Raw genomic sequence first — 15,135 nt, forward strand, 5'->3', positions numbered from 1 at the left:
GGTGCCGGGGTGTACTACTGGAACAGGTGATCTCGACAGGAGGTTTCGCGGTGCGGTCGTTCGTCGTCGGTGTTGCTGTGGTGGCTGCTGTGCTCGGGCTCGGGGCTCCGGCTCAGGCCGAGGGAGCGCTCGACCCGCTGGTCGGGTCTGCCGCGGAGCGGGTGGTCCTGTCGGACCAGGTCGCGGCGGCGAAGTGGGGGACGGGTTCACCGATCGAGGACCCGGAACGGGAGCAGCAGGTGCTCGACGGGGTCGCTGCCCGTGCCGTGGAGCTGGGTCTCGACCCGGAGGAGGCGAAGCGGGTCTTCCGCGACCAGATCGAAGCCAGCAAGCTCGTCCAGCGGGGGCTGCACGCGCACTGGAGCGCTCACCCCGACGAGCAACCCACCGAGCGCCCGGACCTCGGCGAGATCCGGCCCGAGCTGGACCGCCTGGGCGAGGCGATCCTCGTGGTGCTCCGCGACACCGACGACCTGCGCGAGGGCGCCTCGTGCCCCGGTCTGCTGGTCAGCGCCTACGCCCACTCCGCACACGACCTCGACGCGCTCCACCAGACGGCGTTGGGACGCGCGGTCCCGTTGATCTGCTCCTGACCGGTCACCGCCGGAAGAGGGCGACGTGGAGGAAGTCCTCGCCGAACGTCGGTGACCCCGGCGGTTGGGCGCGCATGCGGCGGATCTCGACCGGGGTGAGGTCCGTGAAGATCGCGCGCAGCTCGTCCGAGGTGAACGCCAGCCCGCCGTGCACGGCACCGTCCCGGTAGAGCTGGTCGTCCGGCACCGCCGTCCCGGCGCGCTCAGCCCCTGCGGCGAAGCAGCTCATCGCCAGGTGCCCGCCGGGCGCCAACAACCGGTCGACGAGGTCGAGGTAGCTGATGCGCCGGTGCGGCGGCAGGTGGTGGAAGCAACCGGAGTCGTAGAGGAGGTCGTAGGGGCCGGTGAGGTTCGTGGTGAACACGTCACCCTGGCGGAAGCGAACCTCCGGCGCGCGCTCGCGCGCCCAGGCGATGGCGGCGGCCGACAGGTCCACGGCCTCGACGTCGAACCCCTTCGACGCCAGGTACGCGGCGTTCCGCCCGGGCCCGCACCCGAGGTCCAGCGCTCGACCCGAGCGCAGCACACCAGCGTCCACGAAGGACACCAGGCTCTCGTCCGGCTTGGCGACGAAGAACGGCACATCGCGGTCGCGGTCCTCGTAGAAGTGGTCCCAGAACGGTTCCGGAGACGGGAAGAGCGTGTCGAGCATCCGCAGCAGACCATCGACGTCGCGCACGTGGCGCGCGGACCCTCCCATGGACCCATGGTACCGGAACATCCGGTGCAGCAGCGTCTTTCACTTGATCGACTTCGAATTTACCCATCATGACGCAATTTTTCGTCGAGAACACCCTGAGCGCACCAGCCGCCTGTCAGGGAGATCACCGCCGCGGGCCACGAGCCGGGTCCGCGCGGACGTGGCAGAGCAGCGAGCACTCGCCGTTCGGCGGCGGTTTCGGCCGCGTCCGCCCGACCGCCCCCGCGCCACCAGAGCTGCGGGTCGACTCGCGCCGGAGCCCTTCCGGGATCACGCAGCCGCGCCCCCGCCGGAGCAGGCGGAGCAGGCGCACGCGAACCACTCGCCTCCGCGCCCGGGCAGCCCACCGCGCCGTGCGCAGGAGGCGCGGAGGCCACCCCGGTGACACCCCCGCCCGATTTGCCGCTACCACGAACGAGCAAGATCATCCGGACCTTGTAACCTTGGGCACGCGGGGCGTTAGCTCAACTGGCAGAGCAGCGGACTTTTAATCCGCGGGTTCAGGGTTCGATCCCCTGGCGCCCCACCACAACCCCAGGTCACAGGCCTGGGGTTCTTTTTTTCAAGATCGCGTCCGACCTAAACCCTTCCGAAACGGCTGCCGGTGTTCCCCAAGCACAGCGAGCCGAAGGGCAGCGGCCGGCATAACGACGACCGGCCCCCAGTATGAGAGGAGGCCGGTCGTTGGCGAGTCCCGCGCTAGATGACGTGCTCCATGGCATCCGCAGCCTCCCGACTGACTGCCTTGCGGCCCATGTACACGTCCTGCGTCATCGACGGGCGCGAGTGGCCGAGCTGATCAGCGATCAGGCGCGGAGTGAGCCCCGCCTCATCCAGGATCGTCGCGGCCGTCTTCCGGAACACATGCGATGTCACCCAGGCGAAGCCCTCACCACCTCGGGTCTCGCGAAGCACTCGACGTGTACCTAGCCGTACCGCTGTTCAAGCTCTACCTGATCAACCAGTTCGAAGCCTTCTTCGGCTACTACCCGGTCCGCGAGCACGTTGTGAACCTCGAAGGCGCCGATACACCGATTTGGGACCTGATGGGCAAGGACGCCACCCTGTTCCACCATGCCGCCGAGCCTGATGAGGAGTCTCTGAGCTCGCTGTTCATCCAGCAGTCCCAGATGTGGTTCGACAGCATCTGGAACACGGTTGCGCGGGAGGTTCCTCGATGACCCAGGCAGCCGAAATCCTCGACCACAGCAAGGTTGTGCTGCTGGGACTTCGACGGACCGGCATGCGCCGTGTTCGGCGGCCTGAGCAACCACGATGTTGCCGTCGAGCTCCGCGCGCTCTTCCCGGAGGCTCTGCCGGAAGGCATCGAGCAGAGCCCTGACCCGTTCGATGTTCTTGAGCACGCCACCCAGTTTGGAGATCTGGCCACCCGGGTCGAGGAACGCCTGGGTCAGCTCGAAATTCGTGCCGTCGCAGCTGCCCCCGCCACCCCTGGGACAACCGATGTCCTCGACGTTCTCCAACGCCGGGGTGTATCGGTTGTCATCGTCTCCAACAACTCAGAGGCAGCAGTCCGCGCGTACCTCAATACCACCAGTCTTGAAGCACTAGTCCAAGGCGTGTCCGCGCGGACAAGTGGCGAGCTCGCCGAGCTGAAACCGTCACCCTTCCTCCTGCAGCAGGCCATCACCAACATCAAGGCTGACGCAGCTGAATGCGTGATGATCGGCGACTCGACGACAGACATCCAAGCTGCGCACGCCGCAGGCACAGCCGTCATCGCCTATGTCAACAAACCGGGCAAGCGTGATCGGTTCACCCCGCACAAGCCGTCAGCGATCATCGAGCACATGACCGACCTTCTCGGGGACGAATCTGCACTGACATGAGTCAGCGGTCCGACCGGCGCATCTTCGCTCAGCTGCTCTGTGAGGTCATATACGTCCCACCGCTGGTGGCTCGCAGGTGTCACGAGCACAACTGCATGGCCTGGCACATCAACACACGCACCTGCCGACCTTGCTCCAGCGACTAGTGCTACAGCTGCCGGATGGCCGTTGACCTGCGGTATTGGCGTGCGTGTTTGAACTTTCTCCACTTCATCAAGGGCGGCCCCTGCGGGGCCGCCTGCCGCTGCATGCGAGCCAGGGTCGGAGCTGCCGACCTTCTTGTATGCGAGCCCGGTCAAGCGACCGCTAACCGTCCGGGCATGCGGCTCGCTGCGCTCGCCGGTCCCGGCGGCCACGGCCGCGACCGGGCGCAGGCGGAAAGGTCGGCAGCCGCACCCTGGCGCCAGCGGTGGCAGGCGCCCCCGCAGGACACGCCGGAAGCAGAGGAACTCAACCGCGGTTCTCTCACGACGGACCGGCACTCAGCTGGGCAGACTCAAGTTGCAGTGCTGGGCACGCTGCCAATGTGGTCGCCTCACCCCTCAAACAGGCGCGAAATGTGCCAGCAAGAAGGTGTGCACCCGCGTGTGGTCACCAAACGAAGCCCTGACCCCTTCCGTCTGCCATGGCGCTGCATCGCTTCAAGCAAGCACTGCGCCGAGTCACGACCCGTCGAGCGAAGATGAAGCCGCCTCATGACGCTTTAGTCGAACCCAGGTTCGTAGTGGAATTGGGGAACGACGACTATCTGCTCACCGCGCGCTCGGGCCGAACTGCGTTGCCAGGAAAGCGGTCTGGTCTCGTACCGCGCGCTCAAACAGATCGCCCACGTAGATGTCGAAGTGGTCGCCCTCGTAGCGGCTGACCTGGACGTGGTCCTGTTTGGCAGCGAGTCGGGTTGTGGTGTCGGCGGGCGCGGCCCTGTCGTCCTCGCACACGCACAGCAGGGTGGGTGCGGTGATTTTCGGCAGGTCCTTTCCCGGCCTATACAGCGGTAGCCGCAGCGCCAACCGAGCCGCGACCCCGTTCGCGCTGTCGGCCCCGCCGTCGGCCCCTTTGAGAACGCCCCAGAGGGTGTCGCGACCGACCCCTGTCTCGGCAGGGCGGAAGGAATCGTCACCGGTCTCGATGTTTCCTGACAGATCCCTCGCCAGCGACGACATCTTGGTCATGGCCGCGGAAGTCCTGGGGGAGAGCCGGGTTCCCGGGGGCAGCAGCCGCGAAGCGGCGGCGATCGCGGTGGGGGAGACGAGGTAGGCGGGCATCCACCACACGCCCACCACCGGAGCGAGCACCGGCTTCGCGCCGAACAAGGACCCCACGGCGTCGAGCACCCCGGCAGCGACGAGCCACAGCATGCTCAACGGCGAGCTGCGGAGGCGTGAGAACAGCGATGCCGGACCGTCGGTGAACGGGCACTGAGCCACCACGGCGGCCAGCTGATGGTCTTCACTCGCAATCCGCAGCGCGTGTCCCCCGCCGAACGAGGTTCCCCACACCGCGATCCGATCGGTGTCGACCCCTGGCAGCGACCGACCGTAGGCCAGTGCAGCTCGCCAATCGTCAAGCTGCTCATCAATGTCGAGCAGCTGTCGAGGCGAGCCCTCACTGGCCCCCAGGTACCGGTAGTCGAACACCAGCACCATCCATCCCTGCTCGGCGAACCGCTCCGCGAACGCGTCCAGCCGCCACTCCCGCACCGCACCGAGGCCGTGTGCCATGACCACCAGCGGTCGCAACCCATTCACTTCGGCGGGGGCGTATAGCCACGCCGCGCACTGCAGGCCACCCGACTCGAACCAGACGTCGCGCCGCACGGTGGCGGCGCCCGGGTTCTGCCCTGATGTCGTCTCCATCGCCATCATCAGCCCCTATCGCCTCTTGATTACCATTCAAGATCGGTTCGGAGGGAGGCTACGGCCCTCTTGAATGGCAGTCAAGAAGTGGCCCACTCGCTACCTACGCCCGGTGTTGGCGACAGCAGGGTGCGGACATGGAAGGTGCGACGTGGAACCGGCGGGCCCCTCCCGCCCTGCCGCGAAGCGGAGAAGCCATGTTGGCGTGTTCTTGAATACCTGCCAAGATGCCGGTATGGCTCGCAACCGCCGCCCGGTCCCCAAGGAGCAGAGACGCGACGAGCTGCTGGCCGCTGCAGCGAAACTGCTCGTGCTCGACGGCTACGAGGCCACCTCAATGAGTCGACTCGCCCAACACGCCGGTGTCGCCCCGAACACGCTCTACTGGTACTTCCGCGACAAGGACGAACTGCTCGTAGCCGTCGCCGACCGGTATTTCCAAGCGCTGTTGCATGAGCACGCCTCGCTAGCAGACCGGCCACTCGCCGAGCAGTTCCTCTGGTTGATCGAGAGGCTCCGGCCAGTCAAGCACCTGGTCGCCACGGTCCATAGCCGCGTCACCGTCTCGGAGACCGTCCGCAAGTGGCATACCGGCTTCCATCAGAGCTTCGAGAACCTCTTCGAGCGACAACTCGCCGCCCCCCTAGCCGCCGAGCACCGCACCGCGGAATTCGCTGCCGCGACCTTCACCCTCGAAGGCGCGATCACCCACAGCCTCGACGAGGCCACCACGGAACAACTCTGCGAGATCACTGCCGATCGCCTGCGCCGTGCAGCCGAAGCGAAGCTGAACGCGACCTGAGAAGACGCCAGGGTTCAGTCGAGGGCCAGGCGTGTCGCGACATCTCAGCCACCAGCCCCGGCATCCTGCTTGCTTGGCACCAGGCCTACGTCGGAGACTGGTGGGCACTTGCCACGTTCGAACCGAGGAACCGCTCGGGCGATCCCGGCTCGATGGTCACTCAACTGGTCCCGCGAAGGCCGTCAACCTGCGATAGACGGCATCGTGCACCGTGCTTTTCCCTTCCAGAACAACCGGAAATGACCGGCACCGACCGTCCTGATCGGTCATAGGTCGAACTCGAAAACCTTGATACTGCAAGGCTTTCGCCAACATCAGGAGATAACAAGACACGTCGCCTCAGAATCCGCGGGTTCAGGGTTCGATCCCCTGGCGCCCCACCACAACCCCAGGTCACAGGCCTGGGGTTCTTCATCGCCGAGCTCCGGTTGCCACTTGATCACGCCGCGGAACACCGGTAGGGATCGTCTCCAGCAACTCAGAGGCACTGTTCGCGCCTACCTTCACGCCAACGGCCTTGCAGTGCTCACCCAAGGCGTGCCCGCGAGGACTGGTGCAGAGCTCGCCGAGCTGTAACTGACCACCTGCGGTCACAAGCGTCGCCTCTACGGCGCCCTCGCATGGCATGGCACGTCGAGCATGCTCACCTGTGCACACTCGCCTACCACCGACCCGGACAGCAGGACTAGTAGTAGCCCTTGTCGCGGAACTGGTCCCGCAGTTCCTTGACCACTTCCCGGCGCTGCTCTTCGTCCGGCCACTGGCCGAGCTTGTAGGCGCGCAGTACCCGCCGCACGATGCTCGCGCCAGGCCGACTGGTGCAGCGCCCGCACACCTGAGGAAAGACCCGCTTGGGGTTAGCCATCATGTCCAGCAGCTCAGCCGGGGTGAACACCCACGCGTCGCGACGCTCGTCGATGAACCGGCACGGTTCATCGCGGTCGATCGGGTCGAACTCGGCGTGCACGGCCACGGTCAGGTTGCCGGGCTCGGAATGCTGCTGCAGCAGGAACCGTGGCGGGGTGGTGACCTGCCCACGCAGCCCCATCTGCCGCAGCTGGCGCTCCAGCACCTCACGCAGGTGGTTGATCTGCTGGTCGGAAATCTCGTCGACCACATCCACGCTGATTCGAGTCATGGCGCCGGACTCTAGTCCGAACGGGTGAATGATCGGCAGGCCTGCGGTGCGAACCGGCCACTCCCAAGCTCAAGCCCGGGTTCTTCTTCGGCCTCCGCAGCGGGCTGAGCACCTCGCCTCCCGCACTGACCACGTCGCATGGTCGAGCTCAGTTCACCGAGCGGCCGACGAAGACGACGTCCTGGCCGAGACCGTCCAGGTCGGCCACGGCCGGGAGTCGTCCCCACTCTTCGAACCCGTGGGAGCGGAACAGCCGGATGCTGCGCTCGTTGCTGGCGAAGATCGTGGTGGCCAGAGTTCGCAGCCCCAGCTTCGGGGCGTGGGAGATCGCCTCGCGAAGGAGGTGAGCACGTTGCCCGCGGCCGCGGTGGTCAGGATGGAGGTAGAGCGCGAGGTCCGCGGTCACGTCGTAGCCGCGACGTCCGTTGAGGAAGGGCTCGAAGGACAGGTAGCCCGTGACGGTGTGCGGACGGCCGGGTTCGTGACCGACCCAGGTGGGACGGCTCCCCGGATCAGCCGCTTCGAACCACGCGATCCTGGAATCGACGGTCACCGGCTCCAGGTCGCACGTAGCGGACCTGCTCGGGATCGCGGAGTTGTCGATGTCGACGATCGCCTGCAGATCGTCGCGGGTGGCGAGCCTGTGGCAGTACGTCACGGAGTCTCCCTGCGGCCGTCGGAGGGGTAGAGCGGCGGAGTTGAGCGCTACGTGCGGGCGGACCTCACCACTGCGGGCCGCTCCGACGACTAGATCAGTCCGGACGCATCCCGATCAACGTCGTCCTGCAGGGCCTGCGCTTCTCCATCCTGAAGCCTCCACCCCCAAGCACAGGGGCTCCTCGAACGGACTTGTCTCCTCCCGGCCGCCTCCCGTGCAGCCGAAACCTCGCGGTGAGTCGACCTGCGGCGTCGCGCCGTTGACGGGCGTCCGGTCTGCCCCCGACGCGCGGCACCCAGCACGTGCGCTGCTGGTCAGCCGGGCCGGCGCTAGCGTCGGGTTCGTGATCGTGTGGCTCAACGGTGCCCATGGCGTGGGCAAGACGACGACCGGCGCGCTGCTTCAGGAGCTGCTCGCGAATGCTCGCGTGCTGGACGCCGAGAAGGTGGGCGAGACGCTCATGGACATCACGCCCGGCCTGCCCTGGACGGGGAACTTCCAGGACTGGCCGCCGTGGCGGCCGCTGGTCGTCGAAACCGCGCGCCACGTCCTCGATCACACCGGTGGCGCCCTCGTGATGCCGATGACCGTGCTGGTCGAGGAGTACTGGCGCGAGGTCTCCTCGGGGCTCGCCCACCACGGCATTCCCGTACGGCACTTCGTGCTGCACGCCGACCTCGACACGCTCCGCGGGCGCATCGAGGGAGACACCGCCCTGGGGCCCTCCTCGTTCCGGCCGCGCCACCTCGAGCCCTACGCCGACGCGGCGCGCGCCTGGCTCCACCGGGAGGCTGAGGTCGTCGACACCACGCTTCTGACGCCCGCCGAGGTCGCAGCGCGTATCGCGGAGGTCGTGCGGTGCTGGGAACCGCTGTAGCGCAACGGGTTCGGTGGTCGCGAGAGCGGCCGCCGCTGTGCGGCAGCGGCGGCCCTCCTCGGTCCGGTCGTGCGAGGACCTCGGTCAGCTCTGCACGAGGTAGCGCATCATCATCGCCCCTTCTTCCGAGACGACCGACGCGAGTTCCAGTTCGAGGGTGTCGAAGAGCTCGCCCGTGGCGATCCGCGAGTGGGAACCGCTCACGAGCATCGGGGACACGGTCAGCCTGAGCTCGTCGACGAGGCCCGCGGCCAACAGCCCGCCGAACAGGTGGGGCCCACCCTCGCAGTCCACGTGACGCAGACCTCGTTCGGCGAGCGACTTGGTGGCCGTGGCGAGGTTCACGCTCCCCATTCCGGTGATCAGCAGGTCCGCTCCGGCCTCCCGCCAGGCGTTGAGCTTCTCCCCTGGGGCCGTGGCGCAGGTGATCACGATGGTGGGTGTTTCGGCTTCGGTGATGACCGGTGCGTCGGCTGGGAGCGAATCGCCGGACGTGACCACTGCCGTCGGGGGCACTTCGGACAGGCCGTGCCGGAGACGCCGCTCCCGGGTGGCGGTGTCCGGGTGCTTGCCGCGGAAGCCTTCGGCCATCGCTGTCGTGGCGCCGACCAGCATCACGTCCGCGAGGTCGCTGCCGAGCTTGAGCACCTCCTGGTCGGCGGGCGTGGAAAGCCCGCGCGCGGTGCCGTCCAACTCGACGGCTCCATCAGCGCTCGAGACGAAGTTGACGACGAGCCACCGCTCGTCAGCGGGGTAGGTGTAGAGGTCCTCCAACTGCCGGTCGTCGAGGGTCGCGGCGTCCGGCCAGAGCTGTCTCATCAGAACGCCCGTTCCGAGGCCGTCGAATGTCCAGTTCCGGGCGTGCAGGCGAACACCTCAACGGTCCACCGAGCACGCGTTGCAAGATCGAGGAGTGCCGTCATGCACTACCTCTACCCGGGTTCGGGCAGAACCATGCCCGTCCTGCCGAGATTTCTCGATTCACCTCTGAGCTGGGGAGATTCGTCACCTCAGGCGTGGTCACCCTCGGTGCCGGACTCGGTTCCCAGCGTCAACCGCGGCCGGTAGTCGGTAGACCACTTCGGGGCGGCCACCGCTGACCCGTTCCACGTGGCGGTCGAACCCGAGCCTCTCGGCCAGCCGCACGCCGGCCCGTTGTCCTCGTCCGTCACGATCAGCACGGGCTTGTCGGGGCGGTGACGACGAGCCCAGTCCAGCGCGGCCTGGGCCATCTCCCGCGCGTAGCCCTGGCCCCACGCCTGCGGCCAGAAGCGGTACGCGAGGTTCAGCACCGGCTCGCCGTCCTCCACCCACGGCCGCAGACCGCCGAAGCCGATCACGCCCTCCGCGCCGTGGAGCCTGACCAACCAGTACCCGATGCCGTCCGGTTCCCAGCTCGTCATGAACCTGTCGAACGCCACGAGGGCCTGGTCAGGGGTCTTCCGGACGTGCGGGTCGAACGGATGGGTCTCCGCAGCGGTGGACAGGGCGACGAACGCGTCCACATCGGAGCGCCGCAAGGCGCGGAGGACCAGTCGACGGGTGCGCATCTCTTCCGGTTCCTGCACCCCGCACACGCTATTCCCCTTCGCCGTCCCGAGCACTCGAATTCCGGCCGAGCGCGGTTCGAGGAGCCAGCGGCGACCTGCGGTGATCAACCGCTGGTGAGCACGCGCCGGACGAACGCCGACTTCTCAGCGGTGTACGCCTCACGTTCGTGCGGGTGCCGTGCGGCCGCCGCGACTTCAAGCCGGGCGTACTCGTCGGCCAGGGCGGGCGATGCGCGGAGCCGATCGCGGAAGGCGAGCTGCTGGTCCCACCGCGGTTCGTCCGGCTTCATGAGGTGCAGGTGGGCCAGGCGATGTCGACCGGTCGGATCGGCGCGGACGACGAACCGGCGCCACGCACGCAGGTCGAGTTCTCGAGGCACGACGAACCAGGACGCGGCGGCCATCGCCGCCTGCGCAGCCGCGATCGCCGAGTCCGGGTCCTCAGCGCGGGCCTGCAGGTCGACGATGGGCTTGGCGAGGAGGCCGGGGACCGCGGTGGAGCCGATGTGGAGGACCGGCTCCGTCAGCGAGGCCCCGAGCAGAGCCCGCGCCTCCGCGGCGAAGGCATCCGCCCATCCCGGCCAGGCGGGGTCGGGGTCGGCGAGGTGGACGTCCTCGACGGCCCACGCAGGCGGCCTGGCGGCGTCGTCCGCTGACACGCCGCCAGTCTGACAGCGGTGAGCGGCCCGAACTGGCGATCATTCGCACGGGTGTTCTAACCTTCGGGTGCTGGGCCGGAGGATGGGGAAGATCCGGGAGGTCGAGCACGGGTCGGTCGCTGCACCCCCTCTGGCCGACCCGACCACACTTCACGTCAGAGCGGGCACCAGGTGGCGAACGACGGTGGCGATGGTTGGCAGGGCACGCGGCGACGACCGCACACCCCGCTCCCCATCTGGGTCCACCTGGCACGAGCGCTGCCGCCGCAGCGCGGCATCGGCTACGGCCGCACGCCGCTGCGCGTGCGAGCCGGCGGCATCGACATCGCCGCGACCGTGCCGGGCGTCCTCGTCGCCTGGCACCAGACGTCCGTGGGCGACTGGTGGGCACTCGCGACGTTCGAGATGACCAACCGGACCGGCAAGCCCGCCGTCGTCGTGACCCAGCTGGTGCCCGCCGCGGCCGTCAGCCCCCGCCAGGGGGACCCGCGGTGAGCCCCCCCACGTGCGCCGACGGTCCACCGTGGCCTGACGGGTGGGCGGCTCCGGCAACGGCCTTCACGCGGACGGACCGGACAGGCGAGCGCGGCTCATCGCCCTGCGCCGGCCGTGCGCTTCTCGATGCGGTTGACGGTGGCGTGGGCGGGGATCAGCAGGAGCCAGCACAGGGGCGTCCACGTGGGAGCGAACAGCGCCACCGGAGCGGACAGGGCGAAGACGACGATCGTGACCGCCGAGGGCGCGTACGCCGGGAAGGCGGCCCTGCCCGGCCGGAAGCTCCCGGTTCGGCGGGCGACGCCGACGATGACCAGCTGGAGCGCCGCGATCATCGCGACGTTCGCGGCGTAGCCGAGCACCGCGACCGGCTCGTCCCCGTAGTTGGCCAGCAGCGACGAGGGGAACGGCAGCAGCGCGACGAAGCCCAGCAGCACCACGTTCACCGCGGCGACCGGAGGCTCGGCGCGGTAGACGTCGGTGAACAGCTCGCGGTGGCCCATCCACAGCACGCCGATCACCAGGAACGCGATCGCGTAGCCGACGATGTCGGGCGTCAGCTCGAGCAGCGCGTCGTGCAGACCGCCGGTGCTCAGCCCTTCCGGCACGCGGATGTCGAGCGCGAGCAGGGTGGCCGCGATCGCGAAAACACCGTCGGACAGGGCGAGCACCCGCCCGTCCTGCCCCACGTCGTCGTCCCCGGCCACCACACCCCGAGACTGGCTCAAAACCGGCCCTCGGGCACGATGACCTTGGAACCGCCGGGCCGAGGGCAGATCAGCGCTGGACCAGGTACCGGATCATCAGCGTGTCGTCCTGGGCCAGCACCGAAGCGAGCTGGAGCCGCGCGGGTTCGATGCCGGCGCCCTTCGCGATCCGGTCCGCCGCGCCGGAGACCAGCATCGGCGAGAGCGTCAGGCGCAGCTCGTCGACGAGACCTGCTTCGAGCAACGAGCCGAACAAGCGCGGTCCGCCGTCGCAGTGGATCCGCCGGAGTCCCCGCTGCGCCAAAGCCCCTGTCGCCGCGCGGAAGTCGACCTCCTCGTCCCCGGCGACCAGAACCTCGGCACCGGCGGCCGCCCACTGCTCCCGCAGGCTCGCAGGGGCCGCAGCGCAGGTGATCACGACCGTCGGCACGTGGACGTCGGTGAGCACCGGCGCGTCCGGAGGCAACGTCCGCCCGGTGGTGACGACGGCGATCCGGGGGACCGGGGCCAGGCCGTGCCGCTCGCGGAGCGCGGCGTGCTCCGCATCGGGGTCGACACCGCGGAACTCCTCGACGACCGCCGTGTTCGCCCCGACCAGCAGGACGTCAGCGAGCCGGCTGCCCAGCGGGTAGACCTCTCGGTCGGCGGCGTTGGACAGGCCGCGGGAGCGCCCGCCGAGCTCCACCGCGCCGTCCACGCTGCTCACGAAGTTCATCGCCAGCCACTGGGGCGGACCGTCGGGGTAGCCGTAGAGGCGTTCGAGTTCCGCGCGGTCGACGTCCCCCGCCTCGTCGGGCGGCCACAGCTTGAGCATCAGTCCAGGTACCTCACCACGCGCGACGGCTTCCGGAGGCCACCGATGCTGGCGACCATCTCGAGGGTGTGCCGGGTTTCGCGGACCTGGTGCGCCCGGAACATCACCGCGCCGGCTTGAGCCGCCAGCGCGGTGGCCGCGAGCGTGCCCGTCACGCGGTCGTCCAGCTCCACGTCGAGGGTTTCGCCCACGACGTTCTTGTTGCTCATCGCCATGAGCACCGGCCAACCGGTGTCGACCAGCTCCGACAGGCGGCCGAGGACCTCCAGCGACTGGTAGGTGTTCTTGCCGAAGTCGATCGTCGGGTCGATCAGCACGCCTTCGCGCGGGACTCCGAGGGCGACGGCCCGCTCGGCCAGCGCCGTGGTCTCCTCGACCACGTCGGCGACAACGTCGTCGTACTGGGGCCGGGTGGGGTCGGTCCGCGGTTCCAGCCCGCCGGTGTGCGAGCAGACGTACCCGGCGCCGTACTTCGCGGCGACCTCCAGCACCTCCGGGTCGTGGCCCTGCCACGTGTCGTTGAGCAGGTCGGCACCCGCCTGGCACACGACGTCGGCGACCTCGTGCCGGTAGGTGTCGATGCTGATGACCAGGTCGGGGAACTGCTCACGGGTCCACTCCAAGGTGGGCAGGACGCGGCGCAGCTCCTCCTCGACGGTCACCTCGGGCCCGGGGCTCGCCGGGATCCCTCCGATGTCGAGGACGTCGGCGCCTTCGGCGACGGCTGCGGAGATCGCCGCCTTCGCCCGGTCCTCGTCGAACGTCGCACCGTGGTCGTAGAACGAGTCCGGCGTGCGGTTGACGATCGCCATGATGAAGGCTCGATCGCTGGTCACCTTTCGGCCCCGGAAGGCCAGCTCAGGCATCCACACTCCTAGCTGCGGCGATCCGTCACTCCTGCCCGAGCCTACCGAACCGGTTGGCTCGGTCCCGCTGCTCGCGGGCCGGCAGTACGGTGTCCTCGTGATGGAGATCTGGGTCAACCCCGCGTGTTCCAAGTGCCGGTCCGCTGTGAGCGAGCTCGACGCAGCCGGAGCCCAGTACACCGTGCGGCGGTACCTGGAGGAGCCTCCGTCGGTCGCGGAGCTGGAATCCGTGCTGGAGCGCCTGGGCCTGGAGCCGTGGGACGTCGCGCGGACCGGCGAGGCCATGGCGAAGGAGGTCGGGCTCCGCGAGCTGCCCAGGGACGCCGAGCACCGGCAGGACTGGCTGCGCCTGATGAGCGAGAACCCGAAGCTTGTCCAGCGACCGATCATCACCGCCTCCGACAGCACGACCGTCGTCGGCCGTGACCCGGAGTCGGTCAGCCGCGTCCTCGACGCCGAGAAGAACGCGTGACGGCAGGGGCTTCCACCGCAAGCTCGTGGGCATGAGCGACGCGCGCATCGAGGCGACCCGGACGATGGCCGCCACCCCGGCGGCGATCTTCGAGGTCCTGCGCGACCCGGAGGGGCACGTGGCGATCGACTCCTCCGGCATGCTGCAGTCCGCCGAGGGTGCCCCGGTGAGCGCAGTTGAGGAGAGCTTCGTGGTGCACATGGACCGCGAGGCGCTCGGCGATGTTCCGCTGGGCCACTACGACGTCGAGGTCGTCTTCACGAAGGTCGCCGAGCCGACCGAGATCGAGTGGACGATCCACGGCACGATCACACCGCCGCTCGGGCACGTGTTCGGCTACCTGCTCGAACCGCTCGAGAACGCGGACGGCGGACCGGCCACCAAGGTCACGTCCTACTGCGACTGGAGCGACGTGCACCCGGACTGGCTGCCGATCTTCCCGGTGATCGACCAGAAGGCGTTGCGGGCGACGCTCGGCGTCCTGGAGCGGACCGTGAAGCGCGGGTACCCGCGGATCAGCCTCGGCGGCTGAGCTTCTCGCCGAGCTGGATGATGCGTTCGCCGACGTCCTCGGCGAGGCCGCTGGTGGCGGTGGCGAGCTTCTCGGCAGCGGACCGGCTCGCCTCCGCGGCCTTGGCCGCGGTGTCCTCTGTGAACTCGGCCGTCGCCGCACCTGCCTGGTCCGCCCACCCGGCGGCGCGGCCGGAGAAGCGCGCGACGTGCTCCCCAGCGTCCTCGCGGACCTGCTCGTAGAACTGCGCGGTCTGCGCGACCGTCGTGTCGACCAGCTTCGAAAGCACTCCAGGAACCGGCACCGCGACCTCCTCCGGGGACACCGAGCGAACCTGTTACTTCGAGTAACACCTTAAAGCGGGTTGCCCACCACCGCAACGTCCTCGGTGCGGTGCGAGCGGACCTCCGGCCCGCACTCGCGCGTGCGCGCAGGGTGCACGCGAAGTCCACTGAGGACTCTCTCCCGTAACGATTGCGATCACGTGACGAGGATCGCCCTCGAGACCTGCTTGATCGTGCTGATCAGCGAAGATCGTCCTCGTGATCCGGATGGGGAACGTCCGCGTGGCCGCGACGATGCCGGAA

At 68.6% G+C, this 15,135-nt stretch carries 19 protein-coding genes, 1 tRNA gene and 1 pseudogene; 9 read left to right on the plus strand and 12 right to left on the minus strand.

Going from position 1 to position 15,135, the window contains the following annotated elements; all coding sequences use genetic code 11:
* Window positions 1-26: 26 nt before the first annotated feature.
* The gene (locus tag EIL87_RS26215) at window positions 27-593 is read left to right on the plus strand and encodes a chorismate mutase (protein WP_233576598.1); all 567 of its coding nucleotides are present in this window, start codon (window positions 27-29) and stop codon (window positions 591-593) included.
* A 4-nt stretch (window positions 594-597) separates the two neighbouring features.
* Here EIL87_RS26215 and EIL87_RS26220 read toward each other — a convergent pair whose 3' ends face one another.
* Complete coding sequence (locus tag EIL87_RS26220; protein WP_125093224.1) at window positions 598-1,293, minus strand: class I SAM-dependent methyltransferase; 696 nt, start codon at window positions 1,291-1,293, stop codon at window positions 598-600.
* Between the two features lie 453 nt (window positions 1,294-1,746).
* On the opposite strand from EIL87_RS26220, the gene EIL87_RS26225 reads away from it, so the two are divergent.
* Window positions 1,747-1,822: transfer RNA gene (locus EIL87_RS26225), tRNA-Lys, on the plus strand.
* Between the two features lie 170 nt (window positions 1,823-1,992).
* Here the strand turns inward: EIL87_RS26225 and EIL87_RS26230 are convergent.
* Window positions 1,993-2,217 (minus strand): annotated as a pseudogene (locus EIL87_RS26230) (tyrosine-type recombinase/integrase); the annotation flags it as partial.
* Between EIL87_RS26230 and EIL87_RS26235 the strand changes: the two are divergent.
* Both EIL87_RS26235 and EIL87_RS26240 read left to right on the plus strand, forming a co-directional pair.
* Window positions 2,214-2,474, plus strand: coding sequence for a hypothetical protein (locus tag EIL87_RS26235; protein ID WP_199740613.1), 261 nt, complete (start codon window positions 2,214-2,216; stop codon window positions 2,472-2,474). The pseudogene EIL87_RS26230 and the gene EIL87_RS26235 overlap by 4 nt on opposite strands.
* A 69-nt stretch (window positions 2,475-2,543) precedes the next feature.
* Complete coding sequence (locus tag EIL87_RS26240; RefSeq protein WP_158628700.1) at window positions 2,544-3,143, plus strand: HAD family hydrolase; 600 nt, start codon at window positions 2,544-2,546, stop codon at window positions 3,141-3,143.
* A 752-nt stretch (window positions 3,144-3,895) separates the two neighbouring features.
* Here EIL87_RS26240 and EIL87_RS26245 read toward each other — a convergent pair.
* Window positions 3,896-5,005, minus strand: a complete 1,110-nt coding sequence (locus EIL87_RS26245) for an alpha/beta hydrolase (protein ID WP_233576599.1) — start codon at window positions 5,003-5,005, stop codon at window positions 3,896-3,898.
* A gap of 229 nt (window positions 5,006-5,234) precedes the next feature.
* On the opposite strand from EIL87_RS26245, the gene EIL87_RS26250 reads away from it, so the two are divergent.
* A complete protein-coding gene (locus tag EIL87_RS26250) occupies window positions 5,235-5,801 on the plus strand; it encodes a TetR/AcrR family transcriptional regulator (protein WP_158628701.1) in 567 nt (188 codons plus the stop codon).
* 685 nt (window positions 5,802-6,486) lie between these two features.
* On the opposite strand, the gene EIL87_RS26255 is transcribed toward EIL87_RS26250, so the two are convergent.
* Together EIL87_RS26255 and EIL87_RS26260 are read right to left on the minus strand one after the other, a co-directional pair.
* Window positions 6,487-6,939, minus strand: a complete 453-nt coding sequence (locus EIL87_RS26255) for a hypothetical protein (RefSeq protein ID WP_125093228.1) — start codon at window positions 6,937-6,939, stop codon at window positions 6,487-6,489.
* A 148-nt stretch (window positions 6,940-7,087) separates the two neighbouring features.
* Window positions 7,088-7,597, minus strand: coding sequence for a GNAT family N-acetyltransferase (locus EIL87_RS26260; RefSeq protein WP_125093229.1), 510 nt, complete (start codon window positions 7,595-7,597; stop codon window positions 7,088-7,090).
* Between the two features lie 343 nt (window positions 7,598-7,940).
* Between EIL87_RS26260 and EIL87_RS26265 the strand changes: the two genes are divergently transcribed.
* Window positions 7,941-8,474 (plus strand): AAA family ATPase, encoded by a 534-nt coding sequence (locus EIL87_RS26265; RefSeq protein ID WP_125093230.1) that lies wholly within the window; start codon window positions 7,941-7,943, stop codon window positions 8,472-8,474.
* An 84-nt stretch (window positions 8,475-8,558) separates the two neighbouring features.
* Here the strand turns inward: EIL87_RS26265 and EIL87_RS26270 are convergent, their stop codons facing one another.
* From EIL87_RS26270 to EIL87_RS26280, 3 genes are all read right to left on the minus strand, one after another.
* Window positions 8,559-9,293, minus strand: a complete 735-nt coding sequence (locus EIL87_RS26270) for a dihydrofolate reductase family protein (RefSeq protein ID WP_125093231.1) — start codon at window positions 9,291-9,293, stop codon at window positions 8,559-8,561.
* Window positions 9,294-9,484: 191 nt separating this feature from the next.
* Window positions 9,485-10,042 (minus strand): GNAT family N-acetyltransferase, encoded by a 558-nt coding sequence (locus EIL87_RS26275; RefSeq protein WP_125093232.1) that lies wholly within the window; start codon window positions 10,040-10,042, stop codon window positions 9,485-9,487.
* A gap of 86 nt (window positions 10,043-10,128) precedes the next feature.
* Window positions 10,129-10,683, minus strand: a complete 555-nt coding sequence (locus tag EIL87_RS26280) for a GrpB family protein (RefSeq protein WP_125093233.1) — start codon at window positions 10,681-10,683, stop codon at window positions 10,129-10,131.
* A gap of 171 nt (window positions 10,684-10,854) precedes the next feature.
* Between EIL87_RS26280 and EIL87_RS26285 the strand changes: the two genes are divergently transcribed.
* The gene (locus tag EIL87_RS26285) at window positions 10,855-11,178 is read left to right on the plus strand and encodes a hypothetical protein (RefSeq protein ID WP_125093234.1); all 324 of its coding nucleotides are present in this window, start codon (window positions 10,855-10,857) and stop codon (window positions 11,176-11,178) included.
* Between the two features lie 95 nt (window positions 11,179-11,273).
* On the opposite strand, the gene EIL87_RS26290 is transcribed toward EIL87_RS26285, so the two are convergent.
* From EIL87_RS26290 to folP, 3 genes are all read right to left on the minus strand, one after another.
* Window positions 11,274-11,888, minus strand: coding sequence for a TMEM175 family protein (locus tag EIL87_RS26290; protein WP_233576600.1), 615 nt, complete (start codon window positions 11,886-11,888; stop codon window positions 11,274-11,276).
* Window positions 11,889-11,955: 67 nt separating this feature from the next.
* Complete coding sequence (locus tag EIL87_RS26295) at window positions 11,956-12,699, minus strand: pyrimidine reductase family protein (protein ID WP_125093235.1); 744 nt, start codon at window positions 12,697-12,699, stop codon at window positions 11,956-11,958.
* Entirely contained in the window at window positions 12,699-13,565 is an 867-nt protein-coding gene (gene folP, locus EIL87_RS26300; RefSeq protein WP_125093236.1) for a dihydropteroate synthase, read from the minus strand. Before folP ends, EIL87_RS26295 begins: the two co-directional genes overlap by 1 nt.
* A 100-nt stretch (window positions 13,566-13,665) precedes the next feature.
* Between folP and EIL87_RS26305 the strand changes: the two genes are divergently transcribed.
* Entirely contained in the window at window positions 13,666-14,037 is a 372-nt protein-coding gene (locus EIL87_RS26305; RefSeq protein ID WP_125093369.1) for an ArsC/Spx/MgsR family protein, read from the plus strand.
* A 31-nt stretch (window positions 14,038-14,068) separates the two neighbouring features.
* On the plus strand, window positions 14,069-14,569 hold the full coding sequence (locus EIL87_RS26310; RefSeq protein ID WP_125093237.1) for an SRPBCC family protein: 501 nt from the start codon (window positions 14,069-14,071) through the stop codon (window positions 14,567-14,569).
* Here EIL87_RS26310 and EIL87_RS26315 read toward each other — a convergent pair.
* A complete protein-coding gene (locus tag EIL87_RS26315) occupies window positions 14,553-14,852 on the minus strand; it encodes a hypothetical protein (RefSeq protein WP_125093238.1) in 300 nt (99 codons plus the stop codon). The two genes, EIL87_RS26310 and EIL87_RS26315, sit on opposite strands and share 17 nt — an antisense overlap.
* Window positions 14,853-15,135 lie beyond the last annotated feature (283 nt).

Source organism: Saccharopolyspora rhizosphaerae (assembly GCF_003931915.1).
Classification (GTDB): Bacteria; Actinomycetota; Actinomycetes; order Mycobacteriales; family Pseudonocardiaceae; genus Saccharopolyspora; species Saccharopolyspora rhizosphaerae.

Coding starts and splice junctions, on each gene's coding strand:
- EIL87_RS26220 (WP_125093224.1), bottom strand. CDS start 1,293: ATGGGAGGGTCCGCGCGCCACGTGCGCGACGTCGATGGTCTGCTGCGG.
- EIL87_RS26245 (WP_233576599.1), bottom strand. CDS start 5,005: ATGGCGATGGAGACGACATCAGGGCAGAACCCGGGCGCCGCCACCGTG.
- EIL87_RS26250 (WP_158628701.1), top strand. CDS start 5,235: ATGGCTCGCAACCGCCGCCCGGTCCCCAAGGAGCAGAGACGCGACGAG.
- EIL87_RS26255 (WP_125093228.1), bottom strand. CDS start 6,939: ATGACTCGAATCAGCGTGGATGTGGTCGACGAGATTTCCGACCAGCAG.
- EIL87_RS26270 (WP_125093231.1), bottom strand. CDS start 9,293: ATGAGACAGCTCTGGCCGGACGCCGCGACCCTCGACGACCGGCAGTTG.
- EIL87_RS26295 (WP_125093235.1), bottom strand. CDS start 12,699: ATGCTCAAGCTGTGGCCGCCCGACGAGGCGGGGGACGTCGACCGCGCG.
- folP (WP_125093236.1), bottom strand. CDS start 13,565: ATGCCTGAGCTGGCCTTCCGGGGCCGAAAGGTGACCAGCGATCGAGCC.
- EIL87_RS26305 (WP_125093369.1), top strand. CDS start 13,666: ATGGAGATCTGGGTCAACCCCGCGTGTTCCAAGTGCCGGTCCGCTGTG.
- EIL87_RS26310 (WP_125093237.1), top strand. CDS start 14,069: ATGAGCGACGCGCGCATCGAGGCGACCCGGACGATGGCCGCCACCCCG.